This is a genomic window from Bradyrhizobium sp. CCGUVB1N3 (assembly GCF_024199925.1).
In the GTDB taxonomy this organism is placed as follows: Bacteria; Pseudomonadota; Alphaproteobacteria; order Rhizobiales; family Xanthobacteraceae; genus Bradyrhizobium.
Map to the genome: position 1 here is coordinate 5,735,950 of NZ_JANADR010000001.1, position 26,593 is coordinate 5,762,542.

21 protein-coding genes and 1 pseudogene are annotated in these 26,593 nt (G+C 64.3%); 14 read left to right on the forward strand and 8 right to left on the reverse strand.

Going from position 1 to position 26,593, the window contains the following annotated elements; all coding sequences use genetic code 11:
- Nucleotides 1-9 precede the first annotated feature (9 nt).
- The 3 genes from polA to NLM33_RS27380 all read left to right on the forward strand — a co-directional run bounded on the left by polA (nucleotide 10) and on the right by NLM33_RS27380 (nucleotide 4,357).
- A complete protein-coding gene (gene polA, locus NLM33_RS27370) occupies nucleotides 10-3,066 on the forward strand; it encodes a DNA polymerase I (protein WP_254100603.1) in 3,057 nt (1,018 codons plus the stop codon).
- A gap of 13 nt (nucleotides 3,067-3,079) precedes the next feature.
- Nucleotides 3,080-3,622: an NADPH-dependent FMN reductase gene (locus NLM33_RS27375; protein WP_254100606.1), complete on the forward strand. Its 543-nt coding sequence runs from the start codon at nucleotides 3,080-3,082 to the stop codon at nucleotides 3,620-3,622.
- 99 nt (nucleotides 3,623-3,721) lie between these two features.
- Nucleotides 3,722-4,357, forward strand: coding sequence for a LysE family translocator (locus NLM33_RS27380; protein ID WP_254100609.1), 636 nt, complete (start codon nucleotides 3,722-3,724; stop codon nucleotides 4,355-4,357).
- Between the two features lie 152 nt (nucleotides 4,358-4,509).
- Here the strand turns inward: NLM33_RS27380 and NLM33_RS27385 are convergent, their stop codons facing one another.
- Nucleotides 4,510-5,136 carry a glutathione S-transferase family protein gene (locus NLM33_RS27385; RefSeq protein WP_254100612.1) on the reverse strand — a complete coding sequence of 209 codons (627 nt, stop codon included), beginning with the start codon at nucleotides 5,134-5,136 and terminating at the stop codon, nucleotides 4,510-4,512.
- A gap of 203 nt (nucleotides 5,137-5,339) precedes the next feature.
- On the opposite strand from NLM33_RS27385, the gene pyrE reads away from it, so the two are divergent.
- Together pyrE and NLM33_RS27395 are read left to right on the forward strand one after the other, a co-directional pair.
- The gene (gene pyrE, locus NLM33_RS27390) at nucleotides 5,340-5,903 is read left to right on the forward strand and encodes an orotate phosphoribosyltransferase (RefSeq protein ID WP_254100614.1); all 564 of its coding nucleotides are present in this window, start codon (nucleotides 5,340-5,342) and stop codon (nucleotides 5,901-5,903) included.
- Between the two features lie 182 nt (nucleotides 5,904-6,085).
- On the forward strand, nucleotides 6,086-6,856 hold the full coding sequence (locus NLM33_RS27395) for a DUF2865 domain-containing protein (RefSeq protein ID WP_254105896.1): 771 nt from the start codon (nucleotides 6,086-6,088) through the stop codon (nucleotides 6,854-6,856).
- 139 nt (nucleotides 6,857-6,995) lie between these two features.
- On the opposite strand, the gene NLM33_RS27400 is transcribed toward NLM33_RS27395, so the two are convergent.
- Nucleotides 6,996-7,427 (reverse strand): hypothetical protein, encoded by a 432-nt coding sequence (locus NLM33_RS27400; protein WP_254100617.1) that lies wholly within the window; start codon nucleotides 7,425-7,427, stop codon nucleotides 6,996-6,998.
- A gap of 141 nt (nucleotides 7,428-7,568) precedes the next feature.
- A complete protein-coding gene (locus NLM33_RS27405; RefSeq protein ID WP_254098909.1) occupies nucleotides 7,569-8,510 on the reverse strand; it encodes a transposase in 942 nt (313 codons plus the stop codon).
- A gap of 208 nt (nucleotides 8,511-8,718) precedes the next feature.
- On the opposite strand from NLM33_RS27405, the pseudogene NLM33_RS27410 reads away from it, so the two are divergent.
- Nucleotides 8,719-9,011, forward strand: a pseudogene (locus NLM33_RS27410) (GIY-YIG nuclease family protein).
- Nucleotides 9,012-9,073: 62 nt separating this feature from the next.
- Here the strand turns inward: NLM33_RS27410 and NLM33_RS27415 are convergent.
- Complete coding sequence (locus NLM33_RS27415) at nucleotides 9,074-9,307, reverse strand: hypothetical protein (RefSeq protein WP_254100620.1); 234 nt, start codon at nucleotides 9,305-9,307, stop codon at nucleotides 9,074-9,076.
- Nucleotides 9,308-9,538: 231 nt separating this feature from the next.
- On the opposite strand from NLM33_RS27415, the gene NLM33_RS27420 reads away from it, so the two are divergent.
- Together NLM33_RS27420 and NLM33_RS27425 are read left to right on the forward strand one after the other, a co-directional pair.
- Nucleotides 9,539-12,064, forward strand: coding sequence for a glycogen/starch/alpha-glucan phosphorylase (locus tag NLM33_RS27420; RefSeq protein ID WP_254105897.1), 2,526 nt, complete (start codon nucleotides 9,539-9,541; stop codon nucleotides 12,062-12,064).
- Nucleotides 12,065-12,233: 169 nt separating this feature from the next.
- Nucleotides 12,234-13,049 carry an acyl-CoA thioesterase II gene (locus NLM33_RS27425; RefSeq protein ID WP_254100623.1) on the forward strand — a complete coding sequence of 272 codons (816 nt, stop codon included), beginning with the start codon at nucleotides 12,234-12,236 and terminating at the stop codon, nucleotides 13,047-13,049.
- A 265-nt stretch (nucleotides 13,050-13,314) separates the two neighbouring features.
- Here NLM33_RS27425 and NLM33_RS27430 read toward each other — a convergent pair whose 3' ends face one another.
- The 3 genes from NLM33_RS27430 to NLM33_RS27440 all read right to left on the reverse strand — a co-directional run bounded on the left by NLM33_RS27430 (nucleotide 13,315) and on the right by NLM33_RS27440 (nucleotide 18,507).
- Nucleotides 13,315-14,931, reverse strand: coding sequence for a phosphoenolpyruvate carboxykinase (locus NLM33_RS27430; protein WP_254100625.1), 1,617 nt, complete (start codon nucleotides 14,929-14,931; stop codon nucleotides 13,315-13,317).
- Nucleotides 14,932-15,228: 297 nt separating this feature from the next.
- Nucleotides 15,229-17,688 (reverse strand): tetratricopeptide repeat protein, encoded by a 2,460-nt coding sequence (locus NLM33_RS27435; protein WP_254100628.1) that lies wholly within the window; start codon nucleotides 17,686-17,688, stop codon nucleotides 15,229-15,231.
- Nucleotides 17,689-17,769: 81 nt separating this feature from the next.
- Nucleotides 17,770-18,507, reverse strand: coding sequence for a HugZ family protein (locus NLM33_RS27440; RefSeq protein ID WP_254100631.1), 738 nt, complete (start codon nucleotides 18,505-18,507; stop codon nucleotides 17,770-17,772).
- 244 nt (nucleotides 18,508-18,751) lie between these two features.
- On the opposite strand from NLM33_RS27440, the gene NLM33_RS27445 reads away from it, so the two are divergent.
- The 5 genes from NLM33_RS27445 to NLM33_RS27465 all read left to right on the forward strand — a co-directional run bounded on the left by NLM33_RS27445 (nucleotide 18,752) and on the right by NLM33_RS27465 (nucleotide 22,755).
- Complete coding sequence (locus NLM33_RS27445) at nucleotides 18,752-19,453, forward strand: response regulator transcription factor (RefSeq protein WP_254100633.1); 702 nt, start codon at nucleotides 18,752-18,754, stop codon at nucleotides 19,451-19,453.
- Between the two features lie 105 nt (nucleotides 19,454-19,558).
- On the forward strand, nucleotides 19,559-21,361 hold the full coding sequence (locus NLM33_RS27450) for a sensor histidine kinase (RefSeq protein ID WP_254100636.1): 1,803 nt from the start codon (nucleotides 19,559-19,561) through the stop codon (nucleotides 21,359-21,361).
- Nucleotides 21,358-21,882 (forward strand): HPr kinase/phosphorylase, encoded by a 525-nt coding sequence (locus NLM33_RS27455; protein WP_254100639.1) that lies wholly within the window; start codon nucleotides 21,358-21,360, stop codon nucleotides 21,880-21,882. Before NLM33_RS27450 ends, NLM33_RS27455 begins: the two co-directional genes overlap by 4 nt.
- Nucleotides 21,883-22,015: 133 nt before the next feature.
- Nucleotides 22,016-22,417 (forward strand): PTS sugar transporter subunit IIA, encoded by a 402-nt coding sequence (locus NLM33_RS27460; protein WP_011090868.1) that lies wholly within the window; start codon nucleotides 22,016-22,018, stop codon nucleotides 22,415-22,417.
- A complete protein-coding gene (locus tag NLM33_RS27465; RefSeq protein WP_254100642.1) occupies nucleotides 22,414-22,755 on the forward strand; it encodes an HPr family phosphocarrier protein in 342 nt (113 codons plus the stop codon). Before NLM33_RS27460 ends, NLM33_RS27465 begins: the two co-directional genes overlap by 4 nt.
- A gap of 124 nt (nucleotides 22,756-22,879) precedes the next feature.
- Here NLM33_RS27465 and NLM33_RS27470 read toward each other — a convergent pair whose 3' ends face one another.
- On the reverse strand, nucleotides 22,880-24,505 hold the full coding sequence (locus NLM33_RS27470) for a glycosyltransferase family 39 protein (RefSeq protein ID WP_254100645.1): 1,626 nt from the start codon (nucleotides 24,503-24,505) through the stop codon (nucleotides 22,880-22,882).
- Nucleotides 24,506-24,618: 113 nt separating this feature from the next.
- On the opposite strand from NLM33_RS27470, the gene lepA reads away from it, so the two are divergent.
- On the forward strand, nucleotides 24,619-26,430 hold the full coding sequence (gene lepA / locus NLM33_RS27475) for a translation elongation factor 4 (RefSeq protein ID WP_254100648.1): 1,812 nt from the start codon (nucleotides 24,619-24,621) through the stop codon (nucleotides 26,428-26,430).
- The last annotated feature ends 163 nt before the right edge of the window (nucleotides 26,431-26,593 follow it).

Here is a 26,593-nt window from a genome sequence, read left to right on the forward strand (position 1 = left end):
ATTGCGGCCATGCCAAAGACCTCCCCGAAAACCTCCGCCAAAGCTGACACCAAGGCTGCTGCGCCCGAAGCCGCCGAAACCCAGTCCGCCTCCGCAAAGCCCGTGGCGGCGAAGGCGGCCGGCAAGGGCGACCACGTCTTCCTGGTCGACGGTTCCTCCTATATTTTCCGCGCCTATCACGCGCTGCCGCCGCTCAACCGCAAGTCCGACGGCTTGCAGGTCAATGCCGTGCTCGGTTTCTGCAACATGCTGTGGAAGCTGCTCCGTGACATGCCCGCGGACAACCGGCCGACGCATCTGGCGATCGTGTTCGACAAGTCGGAAATCACCTTCCGCAACAAGCTCTATCCCGACTACAAGGCGCACCGGCCGCCGGCACCGGATGACCTTATTCCGCAATTCGCGCTGATCCGCGAGGCCGTTCGCGCCTTCGACCTGCCCTGCCTGGAACAGGTCGGCTTCGAGGCCGACGATCTCATCGCGACCTATGCGCGGCAGGCAAGCGACCGCGGCGCCAACACGACCATCGTGTCCTCCGACAAGGACCTGATGCAGCTCGTCAACGACAAGATCACCATGTACGACACCATGAAGGATCGCCGCATCGGCATTCCCGAGGTGATCGAGAAGTTCGGCGTGCCGCCGGAGAAGGTGGTCGAGGTGCAGGCGCTGGCCGGCGATTCCACCGACAACGTGCCGGGCGTGCCCGGCATCGGCATCAAGACCGCGGCTCAACTGATCGTCGAATATGGCGACCTCGAGCAACTCCTATTCCGCGCCACCGAGATCAAGCAGCCGAAGCGGCGCGAAGCGTTGCTCGAGAATGCCGAGAAGGCGCGGATTTCGCGAAAGCTCGTGCTGCTCGACGACAAGGTCCAGCTGGAGGTGCCGCTGGACGATCTGGCTGTCCACGAGCCCGACGCGCGCAAGCTGGTCGCCTTCCTGAAGGCGATGGAATTTTCAACGCTGACGCGCCGCGTCGCCGACTATTCGCAGATCGATCCCGCCAACGTCGATGCCGATGCGTCGAACAGCAGCGGGGCGAGAGGCGGCGACGGCGCGAAGGCAAAGTCGTCCGAGACTTCAGGCGATCTTTTCGCGGCCCCTGCGGCCCCCGCAAAGGGCGGTGACAAGGGCGACAAGTCGGCGAGCCTCAAGGGCGCGCCGATCTCGCTCGCGGCCGCGCGCGAGGAAGCCCTGCGCAAGCTCCCGGTTGATCGCAGCAAATACCAGACGATCAAGACGCTCGCTGAGCTGAACGGCTTCATCGCGCGCATCCATGATGCCGGCCATGTCGCCGTCGAAATCAAGGCCAACTCCATCGATCCGATGCAGGCCGATCTCTGCGGCATCGCACTGGCGCTGGCGCCGAACGATGCCTGCTACGTGCCGCTGGCGCACAAGCAGTCCGGCGGTGGCGCCGGCCTGTTCGATGCCGGCCTCGCGCTCGATCAGGTCAAGCATGCGGATGCGATCGAGGCGTTGCGACCGGTGCTGGAATCGGCGGGCATCCTCAAGGTCGGCTTCGACGTCAAGTTCACGTCCGTCATGCTGGCGCAGCACAGCATCACCTTGCGCAACACCGACGACGCAAAGTTGATCTCCTACGTGCTCGATGCCGGCCGCGGCTCGCAGGAGCTGGATTCGCTGTCGGAGCGCTGGTTCGGCCACGCCATGCTGAAGGAGAGCGAGCTGCTCGGCAGCGGCAAGGGCAAGATCACTTTCGACCAGGTGCCGATCGACAAGGCCGCACCGCTGTCGGCGGAAGGCACCGACATGGCCTTGCGCGTTTGGCGCGTGCTGAAGCCGCGCCTTATCGCCGAGCACATGACCGCCGTCTACGAGACGCTGGAGCGGCCGCTGGTGTCGGTGCTCGCGCGCATGGAACGTCGCGGCATCTCGATCGACCGCCAGGTGCTGTCACGCCTGTCGGGCGACTTCGCCCAGACTGCAGCGCGGGTCGAGGCCGAGATCCAGGAGATCGCCGGCGAGCCCGTCAATGTCGGCAGCCCGAAGCAGATCGGCGACATCCTGTTCGGCAAGATGGGACTTCCTGGCGGCAGCAAGACCAAGACCGGTGCATGGTCGACGACGGCGCAGGTGCTGGATGATCTCGCCGAGCAGGGCCACGACTTCCCGAAGAAGATTCTGGAATGGCGGCAGGTCTCGAAGCTGAAATCGACCTATACCGACGCACTGCCGACTTACGTCAATCCGCAGACCCATCGCGTGCACACGACCTACGCGCTGGCCGCAACCACCACGGGCCGGCTGTCATCGAACGAGCCTAACCTGCAGAACATTCCGGTGCGCACCGAGGACGGGCGAAAGATCCGCCGCGCCTTCATCGCCACGCCCGGGCACAAGCTGGTTTCGGCCGACTATTCGCAGATCGAGCTGCGGCTGCTCGCCGAGATCGCCGACATTCCCGTGCTGAAACAGGCGTTCAGAGACGGGCTCGACATTCACGCGATGACCGCGTCGGAAATGTTCGGCGTGCCGATCAAGGGCATGCCGAGCGAGATCCGGCGCCGCGCCAAGGCGATCAATTTCGGCATCATCTACGGCATCTCGGCGTTCGGCCTTGCCAACCAGCTCGGCATCGCGCGCGAGGAGGCCTCCGCCTACATCAAGAAGTATTTTGAGCGCTTCCCCGGCATCCGCGCCTATATGGACGAGACGCGCGATTTCTGCCGGAGCCACGGCTATGTCACCACGCTGTTCGGCCGCAAGTGCCACTACCCCGACATCAAGGCGTCCAACGCCTCGGTGCGCGCCTTCAACGAGCGCGCCGCGATCAACGCGCGCCTCCAGGGCACCGCCGCCGACATCATCCGCCGCGCCATGACGCGGGTGGAGGACGCGCTGGCGGCAAAGAAGCTCTCGGCGCAGATGCTGCTCCAGGTGCATGACGAATTGATCTTCGAGGTACCCGACGCGGAGGTCGAGGCGACATTGCCGGTCGTGCAGCACGTGATGCAGGACGCGCCGTTCCCGGCCGTAGAGCTCTCGGTGCCGCTGCATGTCGATGCCCGCGCGGCGACCAATTGGGACGAGGCGCACTGACGGCGGACACCCGATGAAAATCGCAACGATCTCCGGCAGCTTGCGCGCCGGTTCGAGCAATACGGCTGCGTTGCGCGCAGCGGCTCGGCTCGCGCCCGCTGGCGTCGAGGTCATCCCTTTCGAAGGAATTGCGGAGCTGCCCTTCTTCAATCCGGACCTCGATGGCGATGACGTGCCTGCCCCCGTCGGGGCCATGCGCAACCTCATCGGACGCGTGGATGGCCTCCTGATCTCCAGCCCCGAATATGCCCGCGGTGTCGCCGGCGTCCTGAAGAATGCGCTCGACTGGCTGGTCGGAAGCCATGAATTTCCCGGCAAGCCGGTCGCATTGATCAACACGTCGCCTCGCGCCACGCACGCGCTGGCCGCCCTCACTCTCACCCTGGAGACGATGTCGGCCCGGATCGCCAAGGAGGCCTGCCTGACGCTGCCGCTGCTCGGCGGCGCCTTCGACGAGCACGGCATCGTCGCAGATCCTGCGGTCGCCGGGCCGCTGCGTTCGGCGATGGAGCGCTTTGCGGAGTTCATCCGGAGCGTTGAGGCCGACGCGTCCTAGCAACGATCACGCGAGGAAGGAATTGTCCTCCGTGCAATTGCGCCATGGCGGCGCGAGCCCTCGCACATTAGAACCAGTGCACCCCGCACGAGTTCATCGATGCCCCACACACCCGCCCTGCTCGGCTTTGCCCTCGTCTGCCTTGGCCTCGTGCTGACGCCTGGGCCGAACATGATCTACCTGATCTCGCGCTCGATCACGCAGGGGCCGGCGGCCGGCATCGTCTCGCTCGGCGGCGTGGCGCTGGGCTTCGTATTCTACATGCTGTGCGCGGCGTTCGGCATCACCGCGCTGCTGCTCGCCATTCCCTTCGCCTATGACGCGCTGCGCCTCGCTGGCGCCTTCTATCTGTTCTGGCTCGCCTGGCAGGCGGTGAAGCCGGGCGGCCGCTCGCCGTTCCAGGTGAGGGAGCTTGCGATCGACAGCCCGCGAAAACTGTTCGCGATGGGCTTCGTGACCAACCTGCTCAATCCCAAGATTGCGATGCTGTATTTGGCGCTGCTGCCGCAGTTCATCGACCCCGCCGCCGGCAGCGTGCTGACACAGTCGCTGGTGCTGGGTGCGATCCAGATCGCGATCAGCGTCAGCGTCAACGCGATGATCGCACTCGCCGCCGGCTCGATCGCGCTGTTCCTGGCGACGCGGCCGAGCTGGATGCTGGTGCAGCGCTGGCTGATGGGCACGGTGCTCGCCGGGCTTGCCGTGCGGATGGCCGTGGAAGCGAAGCGGGTCTAGCAAGCCACAAGATCCAGGCTCGTGTCCCGGACGCGCTGCAGCGCTCTTGCGCTGCTGCGCAGAGCCGGGACCTATTCCCGCATGGGCCCCGGCTCTGCAGTGCACCGCTTGCGCGCTGCACTGCGTCCGGGGCACGAGAGCCGACCGGTCGACTAATCCAGTTTCGCCTCTATCCCCCGCTTCACCGCGGGGCGCGCCATCAGGGCCTCATACCAGCGCTTCACGTTCGGGAAGTCTGCGAGCTCCACCTTGTGGCGCGGGTGGCGCCAGGCCCAGCCCAGGATGGCGAAATCGGCGACCGAGAGATCGCCGGCGACGAAGTCGCGGCCCTCGAGCCGGCGGTCCAGCACACCGTAGAGCCGGCGGGTCTCGGCCATGAAGCGCTTCAACCCGTAGGCGCGGTCCTGCTCGTTCTCCAGCGCGATGAAATGATGCACCTGGCCGGGGAACGGCCCGAAGCCGCCCATTTGCCACATTAACCATTCGTAGACGGGGATGCGGCTGGCCAGCGACTTCGGCAGGAATTTGCCGGTCTTCTCGCCGAGATAGAGCAGGATCGCACCGGATTCGAACACGCTGACAGGCTTGCCGTCCGGCCCCTGGGGGTCGACGATCGCGGGGATCTTGTTGTTCGGGCTGAGCTTGAGGAACTCGGGCGCCATCTGCTCGCCCTTTGTGATGTTCACCGGGAAGACCTTGTAAGGGAGCCCCATTTCCTCCAGCGCGACCGAGATTTTTCGGCCGTTCGGCGTATTCCAAGTGTGGAGCTCGATGGTCATTGGCCGGTTTCCTTCCCGTTTTGTCCGGCATCCCACTACCCCAGGACGTTGCGGCCCGACAACTAGCGGTCCGGCATGGTGGCTGTCCGGCCGGCGCGGACGAAGCCTTGTTGACGGTGGTTTTGCGGGCCAAACCCCCTCTGGCATGTCGGCTCTGTGGCGGATAAATTCCGCCTCCTCCAAAAGAGCCCCAGAGGACCGTCGTGTCGAAATCAGCCTCCCGCGCCCGCTTGTTCGAAATCATCCGCCGGCGCTCCTTCGGCCGCGGCGAGGTGACGCTCGCGTCGGGCCGCAAGAGCGATTTCTATTTCAACTTGAAGCCGACCATGCTTGACCCCGAAGGGGCGACGCTGCTCGCCGAGCTCACCTATGAGGCGCTGAAGGACGACCAGCTCGATTTCATCGGCGGGCTGGAGATGGGCGCGGTGCCTCTTGCCGGCGCACTTGCGCAGATCTCCTGGATCAAGGGCCATCCGATCGCGGCCTTCTTCGTGCGCAAGAAGCCGAAGGAGCACGGCGCAAAGCTTGCGATCGAAGGCCTTGCCAAGGGCGAGACGCTGGAAGGCAAGCGTGTCGTCATCGTCGAGGACGTCACCACCACCGGCGGCTCGGCGCTGAAGGCCGTGGAATCGGTGCGCGAGGCCGGCGCCAATGTGGTGCTGGTGCTGACCATGGTCGACCGCGAGGAAGGCGCCGACGACACCTTCGGTCAGGCCGGCCTGCCGTTCCGCTCGCTCTACAAGGCATCGGAATTCTTGAAGGGGTAGAGTCTCCTCTCCTTCTCCTCGCAAGCGGGGCGAGGAGAAAGCTTCTCCGGATACCGCTCATTTACCATCGCGTCTTATTGTGACCTTGAAGCTGAGACATGTTGGTCTCGGCTGGGTGCGTTGCGTCGGTGGAGTAAGCTTTGCGTACACAGTCTGTGCTAGCGCGCCTGCGGCGCCGCGCGATGTTTTTGGCCGCCATTTTGGCTCTGCCTGTCCTGACGGCTCCGGCGCCGGCATCCGCCGAAGGCCTGTTCGACTTCTTCTTCGGCCGATTGCAGCAGCCGCGGCCGCAGCGTGAGGTTTCGCCGGCGAATTCCTATGTCGATCCGTTCTCGGCACAGCAGAACGGTCCCGTGCAATCCGAAGCGTCGCCGACCCGCTCCGCCAGCGGCTCCGGCCCGGCGTTCTGCGTGCGCACCTGCGACGGCAAATATTTTCCGCTGATGCGCGGCGTGGCCTCGCCGGCGCAGATGTGTCAGGCGTTCTGTCCTGCCACCACGACAAAAATCTATTTCGGCTCCAGCATCGACGGCGCCACTTCGCAGACCGGCGAGCGCTATGCCGACAGCGAGAACGCCTTTGCCTTCCGCAAGGCACTGCGCGCGGACTGCACCTGCAACGGCCGCGAGCCGGTCGGACTTGCGCCGGTGGACCTTGCACTCGATACGTCGCTGAAGGCCGGCGACGTGATCGCGACGAGTGACGGTCTGGTCGCCTATACCGGCATCCGCCTCGGCAGCGAGCAGGCCGCCGACTTCACGCCGGTCGCCTCCTATCCCGGCCTCACCGCACAGGTCCGCTCCCGCCTCGGCGAGATGAAGGTTGCGCCGGTGCGCGCCGAGACGGTGGCGGCGGACGCGCCACCGCCGGAGATCGTGCGTGAGACGGTGCCAGATGTCACGGTGCCGAAGACGCCGGCGCAGAAATCGGGCAGGCGCGCGGGATTGGATTAATCGTCGCGAAACTCTCGTGTCCCGGACGCGGCGCGGCGTGAAATGACGCGACGCTGATCCAGGACCCAGAGTGCCGCGCTGATGGGCCCCGGTTCAGCAGCGCATCACTGACGTGCTGCGCTGCGCCCGGGGCACGAGGCTATCTTCCGATGATCACCCCGATCACGTTCGGTGCAGCCAGATACTTCTCCTCGATCGCCGCGCGCGCCGCGGCGCGGTTGTCCGGCGTGAGCAATCCGCGCTTCTCGGCGAGGATCATCCAGCAGAAGCCCCACCAGTCCGTAAGCATGCCCGCATCGTCGACGAGATCATAACCCTGCTCGGCTGCGAATATGCGGGCCTGCGCCTCGTCGAGGGTGTCGAGGAACAGGTGATCCTCGGCCGAGAACAGGTCATCGCTGACATCGTCGATGGTGTAGCCCCAGATCGACTGGCACACCGCGTTGAACTCGCGGTCGATCTGATCGTCATCGACCGCGTAACGCCGCGCCGCCTGATGCAGCCGCGACAACGAGCGCGCGAAGTCGCCAATTCGGGTGAGGGCGAATTGATCGAAGGCAATGGTGGACATGTAGTCCTCGCGAAATCGGACAGACGCTAGATATTGTGTCGGCAACGCGCCGAATCATAATGATATATCAAAGACTTGCTAAAGTGTTCTTAATTTGTTCCAGTGACTCCACAATGTCGTCCCGGCGAAGGCCGGCAACTGTTATGTCGGCGCGGTCTGCAGGTAGGGCTTCCTGTCGCGCATCATGGCGTTGAGGACGGTTAGGAGCTTCCTGGCGACGGCAATGAGAGCGAGCTTGGCTGGTTTGCCGGCCTGTCGCAGTCGTGCGTAGAAGGCCTTGAACGGATCGGCCCGGCGAACCGCGTTGAGGGCAGCCATGTAGAGGGCGTCACGAACGCGCTTTCGACCGCCGGCGATCTTGCGTTTGCCACGGAAGGCGCCGCTGTCGACGTTGAAGGGGGCAAGGCCCGCGAGTGCCGCGATCTGTTTTGCACCAACACGTCCGAGTTCCGGCATCTTCGCGATGAGCTGCATGCAAGCCACGGGACCCACACCCGGCAGCGAGCGCATCAACTTTGCATCGTCCGCGATCTCCGGCTCGGCCTTGGTCAGCGCCTTGATGTCGGCTTCGATCTCGGCAACCTCGTCGTCGAGAACCTCGATAAGGCGGCTGATCCGTTCGGCCATGGCGCGGTCGTCAGCCTCGCTGCGCCGGTTCTTCTCCTGTGCGCGCATGAGAACCAGCTGATCCCGCCGTTTTGCAAGCCTCGACAAGGCGTTGCGGGCGGGATTGGCGGCCTGCTCAGTTGCCGGCTGCATGACCCGGCCAAAGGCCGCCAGCATCCGTGCATCGATCGGGTCGGTTTTGGCAAGTTGGCCGCTGGCCCGCGCAAAATCGCGAGCTCGAGCCGGATTGATCCGGGCGAAGCGGACACCGGCCTGATCCAGGGCCTCGCGAAGCGCGAGGTCATAGGTACCCGTGGCCTCGAAGACGATCAGCGCATCGCATCGCCAACGCGTCACCTGCTGTGTGATGGCCTGTGCCGCGTTGGCGATGCGCCTGGGCACACCGTCAGCTTCATCAAAGATATCGAGATGTTTTTTGGAGACGTCGATTCCGACGTAACGAAGGGGTATGATCACGGTGCCTGTCCCTGTGATGCGAGGTCTGTTGCCGCAGCCTCGTGCAACTGTTCAGGTTGGTAATGGAACGGGCGGGAGGCCGAGCCGGCTCACGGCGTCAAGCGCCAAGGACCCAACGGCTTCCCGCCCAACCCATCCTGACAGACTTCAAAGACACAGGGACCCATAAGCACTGCTCCTAGACGGTTCCGGAAATGGGCGCCCAGCAATGAATGCACCAGCCGCGTACTACGTCTACATCCTCGCGAGCCGACGGTACGGCACGTTGTACATCGGCATCTGCAACGACCTCAGCAATCGCCTCTCGTTGCATCGCTCGGGGCGCGGTTCGAAATTCGTCAAGAAATATGGTGTGACGCGACTTGTCTACGTGGCGACCTACGCCTCACCATCTGAAGCGATCGCACGAGAGAAGGCGCTGAAAGAGTGGCGCCGCGACTGGAAGATTCGCTTGATCGAGCAGACAATCCGGATTGGCGCGACCTGTCTCATCTTCTCTGACAGCGGCGGCTATGGGTCCCGGCCTTCGCCGGGACGACACCGGGTTCGTGGCGCGCCCCCCCTCAATTCGCCGCCGACAGCATCCTCTCGCCGCAATAGTTCGCGTAGAACTTGCCGCCGCACTGGCGCTTGATGGCGGCGCAGCGTGCGGCGGGGGTGGCGTTTTGCGGGAGGGAGAATGCGCAACTCAGGCCGTCGGCGCTGCGGCCGATCTTGCCGGCGGCAAAGGCGGCGCTGGAAGCAGTGATGCAGATCACGAGCAAGGCGGCCGTGGCGATTTCGATCAGCAGTCTCATCGACCTCTCTCCACACCAGGGGCGGAATCTGCCGCCAATCTAGCACGAAATCCGCGCCTCTCCGTGCGCGACCGGGTTCCCAAAGCGGCCCATTCCTTGCATAAATTTACGCCAGCGCAGTGCACAGTCGCGCCGGCGATGGTTCCGCTCCCGCGACGAGCCGCGTAAGGTTTGCCGCCTAAGATGGCGCGCAAGCTTTGTTCAGTGTCCCGAGACCAGGAAGTGACCGTTTTGCAAGAGCAATCGTTCCAGCCGAATTTTCCCGCAGCCGGTCAGCCCGTCGACGAACTGGCGCTGTCCGAGATCAAGGGTGCGATCCTGGCAAAGCTGCGCCTTGCCATCGGCAAGGACGCGGGCATGGCGACCAGGCACGACTGGTATCAGGCCGCAGCTCTCGCGCTGCGCGACCGCATCGTGCATCGCTGGCTCAGCGCGGAGAAGCGCAGCTACGATGCCGGGCGCAAGCGCGTCTACTATCTCTCGCTCGAATTTCTGATCGGCCGTCTCTTCACCGACGCGCTGAACAATATGGGACTGCTCAACATCTTCGAGGTCGCGCTCGGCGATCTCGGCGTCTCGCTCCCTGAGCTGCGCAAGTGCGAGCCGGATGCCGCGCTCGGCAATGGCGGCTTGGGGCGGCTCGCAGCCTGCTTCATGGAAAGCATGGCGACGCTGTCGATCCCCGCGATCGGCTACGGCATCCGTTATGATTACGGCCTGTTCCGTCAGATCATCAATCAGGGCTGGCAGCAGGAATATCCGGACGAATGGCTGAGCTTCGGCAACCCCTGGGAGCTGCAGCGGCCGGAGGTGGTCTATCACGTCCATTTCGGCGGCGGCATCGAGCATGTCGACGACAGGGGCCGCGACCGCTCGATCTGGCATCCGGCCGAGACCGTGCAGGCGATCGCCTATGACACGCCGATCGTCGGCTGGCGCGGCCAGCACGTCAACGCGCTGCGACTGTGGTCGGCGCGCTCGCCCGATCCGCTGAAGCTCGACGTCTTCAACTCCGGCGACTATGTCAGCGCCTCGTCCGAGCAGGCGCGCGCGGAAGCGATCTGCAAGTTCCTCTATCCGAACGACGAGAGCCCGGCGGGCCGCGAGCTGCGCCTGCGACAGGAATATTTCTTCGTCTCGGCCTCGCTTCAGGATCTCGTCAAGCGCCACCTCACATCCGACGGACAGCTGCGCAGTCTGGCGATGAAGGTCGCGGTACAGCTCAACGACACGCATCCGTCGCTTGCCGTCACCGAGCTGATGCGGATCCTCGTCGATCTCCACAATTTCCGCTGGGACGAGGCGTGGAAGATCACGGTGGCGACCCTCTCCTACACCAACCACACGCTGCTGCCGGAAGCGCTGGAAACCTGGCCGGTCGAGCTGTTCGAGCGGCTGTTGCCGCGGCATCTGGAGATCATCTACCGCATCAACGTTCAGCACCTCGCGCTCGCCGAAGCGCGCTGCCCCGGCGACATCGACTTCCGCGCCTCGGTCTCGCTGATCGACGAGAGGAGCGGCCGGCGCGTGCGCATGGGCCAACTCGCCTTCGTCGGCTCACACCGCATCAACGGCGTCTCGGCGATGCATTCCGACCTGATGCGCGAGACCGTGTTCCACGATCTCAACCATCTCTATCCCGGCCGCATCACCAACAAGACCAACGGCATCACCTTCCGCCGCTGGCTGATGCTGGCAAACCCGAAGCTGACGGATCTCTTGCGCGAGGCTTGCGGCGAGGCCGTGCTCGACGATCCCACGCAACTCTCCCTTCTGGAAGCACGCGCCAGCGATGTCGCGTTCCAGCAAAAATTCCGCGCGGTCAAGCATCACAACAAGACGGCGCTCGCACGCGTGATCGGCGAGCGGCTCGGCATCAAGGTCGACCCGAGCGCGCTGTTCGACGTGCAGATCAAGCGCATCCACGAATACAAGCGCCAGCTCCTCAACATCATCGAGACGGTCGCGCTATACCAGGCGATCAAGGACAACCCCAACGGCAACTGGGTGCCGCGGGTGAAGATTATTGCCGGCAAGGCGGCGGCGAGCTACCGCTACGCCAAGCTGATCATCAAGCTGATCAACGACGTCGCCGAGGTCGTCAACAACGACCCCGCGATCGGCGGCAAGCTCAAGGTCGCCTTCCTGCCCGACTACAATGTCAGCCTCGCCGAGGTGATCATTCCCGCGGCCGATCTCTCCGAGCAGATCTCGACCGCCGGCATGGAAGCCTCCGGCACCGGCAACATGAAGCTGGCGCTGAACGGCGCCATCACCATCGGCACGCTCGACGGCGCCAATATCGAGATCCGCGACCATGTCGGCGCGGAGAACATCGCGATCTTCGGCCTGGAGGCCGGCGACGTGATGATCCGGCGCAAGCAGGGCCTGGATGCCGCCGACGTGATCCGCAGATCGCCGCAGCTCTCGCGCGCCATCAATTCGATCGGCGTCGGCGAGTTCTCGCCCGGTGAGCCCGGCCGCTTCGAATCCATCGCGCACGCGCTGCGCTATCTCGACCACTACATGGTCAGCGCCGACTTCGATTCCTATTACGAGGCGCAGCGCAGCATCGACGCGCGCTGGCAGGTGGTGCCGGCCTGGACGCGGGCCTCTATCCTCAACGTCGCACGCATGGCCTGGTTCTCCTCCGACCGCACCATCCGCGAATATGCCGAGGAGATCTGGAACGTGCCGGTCCACCCGACGACGCCCGCCTTTCAGGAAGCCGAGGATCAGCGCGGCGCGGCGGGCTGATTTTTCCGCGGTACGAAATCGGTTACCTGCGAGGTCATTGCATAGAGCCCCGACTGAGATGATATTACGATCGTCATTCCGGGGCGATGCGCAGCATCGAACCCGGAATCTCGAGATTCCGGGTTCGCGTCTTCGACGCGCCCCGGAATGACTCCAGTCGGAAACCAGAATGCACGCCAAACTCCCGCACCTCTTCGACGAGGCCACCCGCGTCACCGCCGGCGACAGTTGCTGGCAGGGACACACCAGCGATGACTATTGGGCCTTCGTCGGCCCGTTCGGCGGCACTACCGCCGCGACGATTTTGCGCGCGCTGATCGACCACCCGCAGGCCGCCGGCGATCCGCTGTCAGTGACCGTCAATTACTGCGCGCCGATCGCGAAGGGCGCGTTCGATCTCGACGTGCGGCTGGTGAAGGCCAATCGCTCCAGCCAGCATTGGTGCGTCGAGCTGTCACAAGACGGCGGCGAGGTCGCAACGCTTGCCACCGCCGTGTTTGCCGAACGCCGGCCGTCCTGGGAGCACAGGGTGGCGATGTGTCCGGAAGCGACGCCTTTCGAGAAGACGCTGCCGTTCCCGAAGATTTCGGCGTCCTGGGCCAACCAGTATGAATTCCGCTTCGTCGAGGGCGAGATGCGGATGGGGCCGCCGCAGGCGGATCTCGCCAGCACCTATTCGAAGGTCTGGATCAGCGATCGCACGCCGCGCAAGCTCGACATGCTGTCGCTGATGGCGATGTCTGATGCTTTCTTCGGCCGCATCTTCCACGCGCGGCGCGAACTGGTGCCGTTCGGCACGGTATCGCTGACGACTTATTTTCATACCGATAGCGAGGAGCTCGCGGCCGAGGACATCACGCGCGTGCTCGCGACGGCCGATGCCAAGATTTTTCACAAGAGCTACGGCGACCAGAACGGCGAACTGTGGTCGCCAAATGGCCGCCTGCTCGCGACCACCACGCAGATCGCGTATTTCAAGGCATAGCTTTTCGTCTGGCGAGGCCAACCGCGAACGCGGTGATGGAGGCTTCCCGTATCTCACCCCAACGTCGTCCCGGCGAAGGCCGGGACCCATAACCACAGGATCTGGTTTGGCGAAGACTGCCAACCAGCATCTCACACCACAACTTCTCCCTCGGGGTATGGGTCCCCGCCTTCGCCGGGACGACACCGAGTGTGTGGCTCGCGGTAGCGGACAAAAACAGAAAGGGCGGCCTCGCGGCCGCCCTTTTGCATTTCTACCGACGAAGTTACTCCGCCGCGAGCTTCACGTCCGGCGCGGCGGCGCGGACTTCGGCGTCGACCTGGGCTTCGAACTTGGCAAAGTTCTTCTGGAACATGCCGACCAGCGCGCGTGCGGTCTTGTCGAACTCGTCCTTGTCCTTCCAGGTGTTGACCGGGTTGAGGATCTCGCTCGGCACGCCCGGCAGCGCGGTCGGGACCGCGAAGCCGAAATACTTGTCTGTGCGGAATTCGACGTTGCGAAGAGAGCCGTCGAGCGCGGCGGTGAGCAGCGCGCGCGTCGCCTTGATCGGCATGCGCGAGCCGACACCGTACTTGCCGCCGGTCCACCCGGTGTTGACCAGCCAGCAGTCCACATTGTGCTGGGCGATCAGGTCGCGCAGCATGTTGCCGTAGACGCTCGGGTCGAGCGGCAGGAACGGCGAGCCGAAGCAGGTGGAGAATTCCGGCTGCGGCTCATTGCCGAGACCGCGCTCGGTGCCGGCGACCTTCGCGGTGTAGCCGGACAGGAAGTGATACATCGCCTGCGCCGGCGAGAGCTTTGCGATCGGCGGCAGCACGCCGAAGGCGTCGGCGGCCAGCATCACCACGTTCTTCGGCTGCGGCGCACGTCCCGTACGCGAGGCGTTGGGGATGAAATCGAGCGGATAGGCCGAACGCGTGTTCTCGGTCTTGGAGCCGTCGTCGAAATCGACCACGCGGGTGTCGTCGTCCAGCACACAGTTCTCGAGCACCGCTCCGAAGCGCGTCGAGGCCGCGTGGATCTCGGGCTCGGCTTCCTTGGACAGCTTGATGCACTTGGCATAGCAGCCGCCCTCGAAATTGAACACGCCGTTCGGACCCCAGCCGTGCTCGTCGTCGCCGATCAGCGTGCGGTTGGGATCGGCCGACAGCGTGGTCTTGCCAGTGCCGGAGAGGCCGAAGAAAATCGCGGTGTCGCCCTTGGCGCCGACGTTGGCCGAGCAGTGCATCGGCATCACGCCGCGCTCGGGCAGGTAATAGTTCAGCGTCGTGAAGACCGACTTCTTCATCTCGCCGGCATAATAGGAGCCGCCGATCAGCACGATCTTGCGGGCGAAGTCGATCGCGACGACGTTCTCCGACTTGCAGCCGTGACGTTTCGGATCGGCGCGGAAGCTCGGCATGTCGATGATGGTGAGCTCCGGCACGAAGGTCGACAGCTCGATCGCCTCGGGACGGATCAGGAGCGTGCGGATGAACAGCGAGTGCCAGGCAAGCTCGGTGAAGACGCGGGTCTTGATCCGGTAGGCCGGGTCGGCGCCGCCATAGAGGTCCTGCGCGAACAGGCTCTTGCCTTCGGCGTGCTTGAGGAAATCCTGATAGAGCGCCTCGAACTGCTCCGAGGTGATCGACTGATTGCCGGCCCACCACATCTTCTTGTCGGTGGTGGCGTCGCGAACCGTGAACTTGTCTTTCGGACTGCGGCCGGTGAATTCACCGGTGTCCGCGCAGAGCGCGCCATCAGCGGAGAGCACCGCTTCTCCGGCGGAGAGCGAGTACTGATAAAGTTGTGGTGCGCCGAGGTTCCAGTGAACCCGCTTGAGATTCTTTAAGCCGAATTTGTCGGCGCCGAAGGCACCGTTGCGCACGCCCGTCTCTTGCACGAAAAATCCTCCTAGAACCCGCATTACTGGCGCGATCATCTTTGAGCGCCATCCATTGCGGCCACCGTGAAAAATAGGCCGTCCGGCCTCGGCTGGATGACCTAATACTGATGAACGCTGGCGTTGCCAAGCTGATCCCGTAGGATTTGGTTTATTCAAGGGTCGGGCCAAAAGTCGCGCATGCCTGCTCTGAAGCGCGCGCCTCAAAAACAATCGATGATCGCGCAACCAAATGGGCAAATCAGCGTTGTCGGAGATTTTGCAACGCACAATCCGTCGCTGTTTTCCAGCGCTGTTCTATCGTACCGCACCTTCTCCGATCAGCGCGAAGGGTGCCCAGATCGCAGGATAGGCATTGCGCGGTGAGGAGGCGTCATCGAGATAGCTCAACATCGCGCGCCGCAATGCTTCGGCTCGGCCAAGTCCTGGTTCGTTTTTGAGCAAATCGAAAGTCGATGTGGTCAGCCGGGTGGCAGCTTCGGAATCAACTGCCCAATGTGAGACCAGAAGTGCACGTGCACCGGCATAGAAGAACGCGCGCGCCAGTCCCGACAACGCTTCCGCGCCAGGCTTGTCGCCGGCGATCGTGTTGCAGGCCGATAGCACGACCCAGTCCGCATTGAGCTTGAGCTGCGCGACTTCGCTTGCGGTGAGCAGGCCGTCGTCGAAGTCGGTCGGCTGATCCGGCATCGAGAGCGCAAGCGAGGGCTCGCCCAATCCCTTGACGTCACCGGCGACGAGACCATGGGTGGCGAAGTAGATGATGCTGTATTGGGCAAGCGCTGCCCGCTTCAGCGTCGTCTCGCTGGCATCGCGGCCGAGATGGACATCGGCGTCGGGAGCACCGACGTCCTTCGCCACTGCGCTAAGCTCGTCGGCCGTATCGGGCAGTTGCGGCAGCGCCTGGGCGAGCCGCGCGCGATCGACGCCGGCACCGCGCCAGAAATCGGTGTAGGCAAGCGTCGCAATGCTGCGCGCGACAGTCTTCGTCGCGCGACGATCCGCAGGCGCCTCCTGCGCGGGATTGAACAGGGGATCGCCAAAGCCGGTCATCGGCTTGACGCTCTGATCCCGGCGCGCAAAGGCGCGCAGCGACTTCAGGCTGACCACCGAAGGCAACACCGAGACCGCCTGGCGCCGCAACAGCCACGCGGCGCTGCGATAGCCTTCGAGCGTGTCCGGTATCGCCGCTTGCGGCTTCTCGGTGACGAGCAGATGAAACGGCAGTGCCGTCAGCGCGCCGGAGGGAACCACGAGCAGGCTGCGCTTTTCCTTTGTAAGCGTCTCGACGGGCCCGAGCAGCGCGACATAGAATTCGTTGGCGAGTGCGAGATCGAACAGCCCCGACTTATCAGAGGAATCGCGGGCCTTGCCGACATCGAGCCCTTTGCGGAATGCCGAGACCTTTTGCGCGAGCGCGTCAGTGCCGAACGGAATCCGTTTCCAGTCGACGCCTTCGCGCGTGATCGCTATGACATAGCTCTCCTTGTCGACGACGGCATAGAGCGCCATCGCCTCATCAGCCGACAGCAACGCCTGGATCTCCTTCGCCGTCAGAGGCAGCGGGTTGGAGAGCGAGGCATAGTCCGGGAATTCGACGGCAAGTGTTCTCTGCAAGCTCGCGCGCTCGCTTGCGATCACCGCAAGGCGCTGCCGATTGCGTTGCTCGGCGGCCGCATCACGCTGCGCGGGCTGCTTCGACACCGCGGCGATGATCGCCTTGTCGAGCGTGTCGGCCTCGGCGGCGAGATCCTGATCCCGCCGCACCAGTTCGGCGAGCCGGTCGCTGCCGGCGGCAAGCCGCACCGCGAGCTTGTTCACGGCCGCCGCGGCGGAGGATTGCGTGCCGCGCTGGATGGCGGCGAGCGCTTCATCCAGCGCCTTGTCGTCAGCAAGCAATTGCTGCTGTCGCGCGGCAAACAGGATCGGCAGCACGATACGGAGCTGCGCGCCGCTAATGGCAAGCGTCTTTTCCGCGAGCGGCAGCGCCTCGGCGGTCTTTCCCGACGCTTGCAGGAAAAAGGCGAGATTGCTGGTCGAGGTCACGACATCGGGATGATCGGGTCCGAGCGCACGCTCGCGGATCGAGAGCGCGCGGCGATAGAGCGGCTCGGCATCGGCAAAACGCTGCTGGTGCTCGTAGAGCCCGGCGAGATTGTTCAGCGAGCGCGCGACGTCGGGATGATCGGGGCCCAGCACCTTTTCGCGGATGGCAAGCGAGCGTTTGATCGGCGCCTCCGCGTCCGCATCGCGGTTGAGGTCGCGATCGAGCTGGCCGATATTGTTCAGGAGCGTCGCCACTGCGGGATGCTCCGGGCCTCCTGCCTTCTGGTAGATGGCAAGCGCGCGCTTGAACAGCGGCTCGGCCTCAGCGAAGCGTTGCTGACGTTGATAGAGCGCGGCAAGGTTGTTCAGCTCGGGCGCGATCTCCGGCGTGTCGAGGCCGAGAGATTTTTCCAGCAAAGCGACCGCGCGCTTGTAAAGCGGCTCGGCTTGGTCGTCATGGCCCTGCGCGGCGTAGACCTGCGCGAGATTGTTCAGCGCGCCGGCGAGGTCACGGTGGTTGTTACCCTTCTCGAGGCTTGCCACCATGGCCTGCGCCTGTGACAAGGCTTCCGCATATTTGCCGGCGCGGCTGAGCTCGTTGATCTTGGCGCTTTGCACGGCGAGATTCTGCGCCGTGGCAGATGTGGCGAAGGATGCGCCGAGCGCGAGCGCAAGACCAGCTGCCAGCGCCAAACGTACATATCGTGTCATGAAAATTCTCGCTGCCGACCCGGACCATATTGCTTGACCATGGGTCGCAGCGATGGGCGCCGCCGTTCAAGCCGGCTGTTGCTAACCGCCCTTGGCCCGCGCCTCGCCCGCCAGTCTGACCAGCATCTTGCGGAGCGCGTTGCCGTCAGTCACCCGCTCGGGGAACTCGAGCCGCAACACGGCCTGCTCCGACTGCATGTCCAGGCCTTCGGGATCACAGCCGGTGCAACGCCACCCGGCCTCGGCTGCGCCGAGCAATCTTGTCGCGTACAGATTCATGGCGTCGCGATGGTCGGCATTCATGTGCGCGACTGCGCCTTCCTCGGCTTCAAGCAGTTCGTCGGCGCCGGACAGGTCCGTGAGGAACCGCTCGGGCTTCAGATCGACGATACGGCCGAATCCCGCAACCAGATGGGTTCCGGACGGCTTGATCCGGAAGAAGGAAAAATCCTTAAACGAAACAAAGTCTTCTGCGGACGGATGGGCGGCAAGGTAGCGCCGGCGCAGGAGCTCCAGCTCCGTCTCTGCCGCCTGCTCGGCCTGTCCCGACAGCATGATCCGGGCTCCCTCGAGGGGATCGCCGGGGGCGCGCTCGTCCAGCATCAACGAGACCCGGCCGTCAGCGAGGATGTTCTTGGTATGCACTGCGAGCCGCGAGATCAGCAGGATTGGCGATGCGTCGGGGTGGCTCGCCAGATTGACCAGGGAGCAATAGGGATCACCGGTGCCGGGCATCAGAGTCGCCAGCGCCCCCTGCCGGGAGCGCCGCAGCAGCGATTTGGCGAGCTTTCCGGGGTCGAAATCGGAGGTCGGTTGCATCTGATTCTCTTCGGTTTTCCGGCTTTTACGGGTTGCAAGGCCGGCCTTTTCGGGGTTAAACGGGGCCCGGTTATGGGTCGGACCACAGCTGCTTCGCCGTGTTTCGAGGAACTTTGGTCACACTTCAGCCCAGCTTGCATTGCTCGGTGACAAGGTTCGAACCCCAGGTTGGGGGCCCATGTATGCGGCGCATCTCTGATTGCTCGCCGTTTTAGATCACGACCCCAACGGAAAGCAGAGGCTCATGCCCACAATCGCTTTGGTCGACGACGACCGCAACATTCTCACATCCGTCTCGATCGCGCTGGAAGCCGAAGGCTACCGCATCATGACGTACACCGATGGTGCCTCCGCGCTGGACGGCTTCCGCACGACGCAGCCTGACCTTGCCATCCTCGACATCAAGATGCCGCGCATGGACGGCATGGAGACGCTGCGTCGGCTGCGCCAGAAATCCGATCTGCCGGTGATTTTCCTCACCTCCAAGGATGAGGAGATCGACGAGCTGTTCGGCCTCAAGATGGGCGCCGACGATTTCATACGCAAGCCGTTCTCGCAACGGCTGCTGGTCGAGCGCGTCAAGGCGGTGCTGCGCCGCTCGGCGCCGAAGGACCCGACCGCGGCGCCGAAGGAGAATGACGCCAAGGCACTCGATCGCGGCCTTCTGCGCATGGATCCCGAGCGTCACACCTGCACCTGGAAGAACGAGCCGGTGACGCTGACGGTCACCGAATTCCTGATCCTCCAGGCGCTGGCGACCCGGCCCGGCGTGGTGAAGAGCCGCAACGCGCTGATGGACGCCGCCTATGACGACCAGGTCTATGTCGACGACCGCACCATCGACAGCCACATCAAGCGGCTGCGCAAGAAGTTCAAGGTGGTCGACAACGACTTCGAGATGATCGAGACGCTTTACGGCGTCGGCTACCGCTTCAAGGAAGCCTGAGGCCAGCGCGCCTCTTTCGGGGACTTTGCGGACTGACGCGGTCGTCGGTCTCGGCTAGGATGCGGGGACCAAATCGCACGAGCAGTCCTAACGTGGGCGTAAGCATTGCTTGACCGGACGCAGCCTGATTCCAGCCTGAACGCCGAGGATGCCGCGTCCGCGGGCGTTCAGGACCATTCGGCTGAGGAGAAGCAGGTCGCGCAAGGCTGGCGGCCGCTGAACTGGCTCAAGCGCGCCGGGCAGTTCTTCTTCGCGCTCTCGTTCTCGAGCCTCACTCGCCGCATCGTCTCGCTGAACCTCGCCGGCCTCGTCGCGCTGGTCGCGAGCATCCTTTATTTGTCGCAGTTCCGCGCCGGCCTGATCGACGCGCGCGCGCAGAGCCTGTTGGTGCAGGGCGAGATCATCGCGGGCGCGATCGCGGCATCCGCGACGGTGCAGACCAACGCCATCACCATCGATCCCGACCGGCTGCTCGACCTCAAGCTCGGCGACAGCTATGGCGGTTCGGACGACTATTCGCCGCTGGATTTCCCGATCAATCCGGAGCGCGTGGCGCCGGTGCTGCGCACGCTGATCTCGCCGACCAAGACGCGCGCCCGGATCTACGATCCCAACGGCATCCTGCTGCTCGACAGCCGCAACCTCGAGAACGTGCTGCGCTACGACCTGCCGCCGCCGTCCGAGAAGCCCGGCATCCTTGAACGCGGCATGACCTCGGTGCGCACCTGGCTCAACCGCGGCGACCTGCCGCTCTATCGCGAGCTCGGGCCCGAGAACGGCAACGGCTATGACGAGGTGGGTGACGCGCTGAAGGGCCAGAAGCGGTCGATGGTGCGGGTCAATTCGCGCGGCGAGGTGATCGTCTCGGTCGCGGTGCCCGTGCTGCGCTCGCGCGCCATCCATGGCGCGCTGATGCTGTCAACGCAGGGTGACGACATCGACCAGATGGTCACCGCCGAGCGGCTCGCGATCCTGAAAGTCGGCGGCGTCGCGGCCGCCGTCATGATCATGCTGTCGCTGCTGCTCGCAAGCACGATCGCAGGTCCCGTGCGACGCCTCGCCGACAGCGCCGAGCGCGTCCGCCGCCGCATCAAGTCCCGCGTGGAGATCCCCGACTTCACCCGCCGCCGCGACGAGATCGGCCATCTCTCCGGCGCGCTGCGCGACATGACCAATGCGCTCTATCGCCGCATCGAGGCGATCGAGATGTTCGCCGCCGATGTCGCGCACGAGCTGAAGAACCCGCTGACCTCGCTGCGCTCGGCGGTCGAGACCTTGCCGCTGGCGCGCAACGACACCAGCCGCGCGCGCCTGCTCGAAGTGATCGAGCACGACGTGAAGCGGCTCGACCGGCTGATCTCGGACATTTCGGATGCGAGCCGGCTCGACGCCGAATTGCAGCGGCAGGATGCGATCCCCGTCGACCTCAGGCGACTGCTGACGACGCTCACCTCGGTCGCCAACGAGACCAAGCTCGGCCATGACGTCGCGGTCGAAACCCGCTTCGAGGGCCGCGGCCCGACCGACGGCTTGTCCGTGACCGGCCACGATTCGCGGCTCGGGCAGGTGATCTCCAATCTGCTGTCGAACGCGCAATCCTTCTCCGAGCCCGGCAACAAGGTGCGCATGACCTGCCGCCGCGTGCGGACCGAGATCGAGATCGTGGTCGACGATGACGGTCCCGGCATCCGCGAGGACGCGCTGGAGCGCATCTTCGAGCGCTTCTACACCGATCGCCCGCATCAGGGCTTTGGCCAGAACTCCGGCCTTGGCCTGTCGATCTCCAAGCAGATCATCGAGGCTCATGGCGGACGCATCTGGGCGGAGAATCGCGCAGGTCCCCCGGACGAGGACGGCGTGCCGACGGTTGCCGGCGCGCGCTTCGTGGTGAGGCTGCCGGCGCTATGAGCGAGGACAGCGCCAGCGTCCACGCCTCCGCGGTCAGAATAGGGAATGTCGGCGTGCTGATCCGGGGGCCCTCGGGCGCGGGCAAGTCGCGCCTTGCCTTCGATTTGATCATGGCGGGCCGTAGCGGGTTGGTCGAAACTGCCGTTTTGGTGGGCGACGACCGTGTCCATCTGGCGACAGTCGGCAACGAAATTGTGGTCCGCCCTGCCCCCGTCCTGGCCGGCCTGATCGAGATCCGGGGCCTCGGCATCCGCCGCTGCGACTTCGTGGGACATGCGACCGTCGGCCTCGTGGTCGATCTCGCCGCGCCCGATGCTGAGCGCCTGCCGCCGCCGGAGGCCCTGAAAACCACCATTTCCGGTGTCGAATTACCGCGAATCCCGGTCGGAGCCGGTTACCAGCCCCTCCCCCTGGTTGTCGCGGCCTTGACCACTACCAAGAGTTCATCTTCCGTTAACCCTTCGGGCGATTGTTTGAAGGGAAATTGTAACCATATGAACCACACTATCGCGACCGAATAGATCGGCGCACCTCCCCTCATCCATCCGTCTAGATTCAGGGAGATACGCAACATCCCCTCTTGCGCGGGGGCTCTGGATGGTCAAAGTGGCGCGTTCGTGCGGCGCACCAAAAGCGCCCACGAGGAGTTTTCCGATGATTGGTCTAGTACTTGTGACCCACGGGCGCCTTGCCGACGAGTTCAAGGCAGCGCTTGAGCATGTCATGGGCCCACAAAAGCAAATCGAAGCGATCACGATCGGCGCCGAGGATGATTCCGATCTCTGTCGAAGCGACATTATCGAGGCGGTTAATCGCGTCGATTCCGGCGACGGCGTTGCGATCCTCACCGACATGTTCGGCGGTACGCCGTCCAACCTTGCAATATCCTGCATGAGCCGACCCAAGGTCGAAGTGCTCGCGGGCATCAATCTTCCGATGCTGGTAAAGCTCGCCAAGGTGCGCGAGGAGCGTGCGCTGCCCGACGCGATCGCGATGGCCCAGGAAGCAGGCCGTAAATACGTCACCATCGCCAGCCGCGTGCTCGCCGGCAAATGAGCGACGACGGCGCGCCACTCGGAAGTGAGGCCGGTTCCGCTGCCGGGACGGGCGTACCCGAGGGAGCGATTTCCAAAGAGTTGTTGATCATCAACAAGCGCGGCCTGCATGCGCGCGCATCCGCCAAGTTCGTGCAGGCGGTGGAACGATTCAACGCGCAGGTCTGGGTGACGCGCGGCGGCGAGACCGTCGGCGGCACCTCGATCATGGGATTGATGATGCTGGCCGCCGGGCCCGGAACGACGATCACCGTTTCAGCCAAGGGCGATGACGCAGAAGCCGCGCTCGCCGCGATCACCGAGCTCGTTGAAAGCAAGTTCAACGAGGAAGGGACGTAAGCGGCTTCAGCGAACGAGGCTGCGTAGGGTGGGCAAAGGCGCGACGCGCCGTGCCCACCATCCTTCGATGATAGCAACAGAAGCGGTGGGCACGCTTCGCTTTGCCCACCCTACGAGCCTTCGATCACTTCTCCGGCGGCGCGACGTAGACGTTCCACGTCATCGCAGGGCCTGCCTTGCCATGGGTGAAGCGGCGCGTCGTCATCACGATCCGCTCGGCGTTCGGCGCAGTTTCCTTGACCCATTTATCGAAACCGTCCGCGCGGCCGTCGGTCGGATCGAACACCCCGATGAAGCCGAGGCGTTTGACGTCCTCCGCTGCGGTCAGGCCGGAACTCCAGGCTTCGTGCGGCGTGAACGGGCTCGGATGATCGGGGCTGTAGAACGCCATCGGCTGGATGGTTTCCATGGTGCCGGCAACGATCGGCCAGCGTGAGCCGAAGCGCGCGTGCCAGGCTTGCGTCAATTCGCGCGCGAGCTCCGAGCGCGCGCCATAGGTCGCGGTGTTGCCCGCATTCGCCGCCATCTCGCGCGCGGCGATCCAGGGCGAGGCGGCGAGCGTTGCCAGCGACAGCACGAGCCAGATCGCCGTGACGTTGAACAGGCTCGCGCGCTGCACGCGCAGCGCTGGAATCGACACCAGCGCCAGCGGCACCAGGAAGAACAGCGAGATGCCCCAATCGGTCTTCATGTAGATGCCGAAGGCCAGCGCGCCGAGCGGCGGGCCGACCGCGACGATGATCTGGATGATCCAGACGTTCAGCGCCCGCGAAACGTTGACGCCAGGATTGTCGCCGCGCGCCCAGGCGCGGGTGACGATCGCCAGCGGATCGCGCATGAGCAGTCTCCGCCACGGCGGCACCAGCGCCATTGCCAGCGCCGCCAGCGCCACGGGCAGCGCGAGCAGCGCGAAATTGTGCACGACGTAGCCGCGCACGAGCTCGTTGATCTGCGCGCGATCGGTGAGGCTGTAGGTGTCGCCGGCATAGGTCAGCGGCACGAAATGTGCGTCAGCCAGCCAGATGCCATGCGGGACCATCGCGACGAGGAGCGTTGCGATCGCAACCCATGGCGCCGGCGAGGCCAGGAATCTGACGCGGTCCGGATGGATCAGCGCGGCAAGGCCGATGGCGCCGATCATGGTCAGCACCCAGTATTTCGTCATCAGCGCGAGCGCGCCGGCGAGCCCGAGCAGGACGCCGGATTGCCAGCTCCGTTTCTCGAACGCGTTGAGATAGGCGAGCACGAGGAGCGGCAGCGTGACGAGCTGCAACAAATCCGGATTGTACTTGAAACCCTTGAAATTGAAGATCGGGTAGAGCGCGGTCATCACCAGGACGAGGAACGCGCGCTTGGCGTCGACCACGCGCAGCGCGATCAGCCAACAGATCACCATGCCGGCGCTGACGGTCGCCATCGCGAGCGCATAGGTCGCCCAATCCACAGGGGGAAAGACCTTGAACCAGAGACCCGCGATCCAGCCCGACAGCGGCGGGTGCTTGCCATAGCCGAGCAGGAATTTCTGGCCCCACGCATAGGCTTCTGCGACGTCCATATGAACGTCCTGCGCTGCCTTCAGATTGATCAGAATGAAGGTCCAGATCACCGCATGGATGATTGCGAGCTGGATCACCAGCCACAGGCGGGTCTTGGGATCGGTGGCGCTGGCGACCAGCCGGGCCACGAGCCGCCTGGGGCTCAAAGCGCTTTTCGCGTGCGTTCCGGCGGGCAGGATCGAAGTCGTCGACATGGGTGGTTGCGTAGCGCGTTTTGGCCCCGCGTGGAATCAGCTTGGCGTGAAGAAAGGCCCGAAAATACAGTAATATGGTTGCCGCACGGGGATGTGAGTGGTATCCCGCGCCCATGACGACCGCCCCCATTTCCAACATCCGCAATTTCTCCATCGTCGCCCATATCGACCATGGCAAATCGACGCTGGCCGACCGCCTGATCCAGATGACGGGTGGGCTGTCCGAGCGCGAAATGGCCGGCAAGGAGCAGGTGCTCGATTCCATGGATATCGAGCGCGAGCGCGGCATCACCATCAAGGCGCAGACCGTCCGGCTCTCGTACCGCGCCAAGGACGGCAAGGATTACATCTTCAACCTGATGGACACGCCCGGCCATGTCGACTTCGCCTATGAGGTCTCGCGGTCGCTGGCGGCCTGCGAGGGTTCCCTGCTCGTGGTCGACGCCAGCCAGGGCGTCGAGGCGCAGACGCTCGCCAATGTCTATCAGGCGCTCGACAACAATCACGAGATCGTCCCGGTCCTGAACAAGGTCGACCTTCCGGCCGCCGAGCCGGAAAAGATCAAGCAGCAGATCGAGGACGTCATCGGCATCGACGCGTCGGACGCGGTGATGATCTCGGCCAAGACCGGGCTCGGCGTCCCCGATGTGCTGGAGGCCATCGTCAACCGCCTTCCGGCGCCGAAGGGCGACCGCGACGCGACCTTGAAGGCGCTGCTGGTCGACAGCTGGTACGACGTCTATCTCGGCGTCGTCGTGCTGATCCGTGTCGTCGACGGCGTCATGAAGAAGGGCAGCCGCGTCCGCATGATGGGCACCGGCGCGGCCTACGACGTCGAGCGCGTCGGCTTCTTCACGCCGAAGATGCAGCAGGTCGACGAGCTCGGTCCCGGCGAGATCGGCTTCATCACCGCGGCGATCAAGGAGGTCGCGGACACCCGCGTCGGCGACACCATCACCGACGACAAAAAGCCGGTCGCCGAGATGCTGTCGGGCTTCAAGCCGGCGATCCCCGTGGTGTTCTGCGGCCTGTTCCCGGTCGATGCCGACGACTTCGAAACGCTGCGCGCCGCGATGGGCAAGCTGCGCCTCAACGACGCCAGCTTCTCCTTCGAGATGGAGACCTCGGCCGCGCTCGGCTTCGGCTTCCGCTGCGGCTTCCTCGGCCTCTTGCATCTGGAGATCATCCAGGAGCGGCTGTCGCGCGAGTTCGACCTCAATTTGATCGCGACCGCACCGAGCGTCATCTACAAGATGAAGCTGACCGACGGCACCGAGATCGAGATCCACAATCCCGTCGACATGCCCGACGTGGTCAAGATCGCAGAGATCGACGAGCCCTGGATCGAGGCCACGATCCTCACACCGGACGAATATCTCGGCAGCGTGCTGAAGCTGTGCCAGGACCGCCGCGGCTCGCAGAAGGAGCTCACCTACGTCGGCTCCCGCGCGATGGTGAAGTACGATTTGCCGCTCAACGAGGTCGTGTTCGACTTCTACGACCGCCTGAAATCGGTCTCCAAGGGCTACGCCTCGTTCGACTATCATCTCACCGACTACAAGCCGGCCGATCTCGTCAAGATGCAGATCCTGGTCAACGCCGAGCCGGTCGATGCGCTCTCGATGCTGGTGCATCGCACCCGCGCGGAGGGCCGCGGCCGCGCCATGGTCGAGAAGATGAAGGAGCTGATCCCGCCGCACATGTTCCAGATCCCGATCCAGGCGGCGATCGGCGGCAAGGTGATCGCCCGCGAAACCGTCCGCGCGCTGCGCAAGGACGTCACCGCGAAGTGCTATGGCGGCGACATCACGCGTAAGCGGAAGCTTCTCGAGAAGCAGAAGGAAGGCAAGAAGAAGATGCGGCAGTTCGGCAAGGTCGACATCCCGCAGGAAGCTTTCATCGCGGCGCTGAAGGTCGATAGCTGAGCCGGATGAAGGTCCGGCCTGAGGCTTCCGCGGCCGGGCAACAAAAAGCTCGAAAACAACCCCATGCAAAGTAGCCCTACCTGCGTTATGGGCGCTCTCCCCCTCATCCTGAGGAGCCCGCGAGAGCGGGCGTCTCGAAGGATGGCCGCGGGCAAGATGCGGG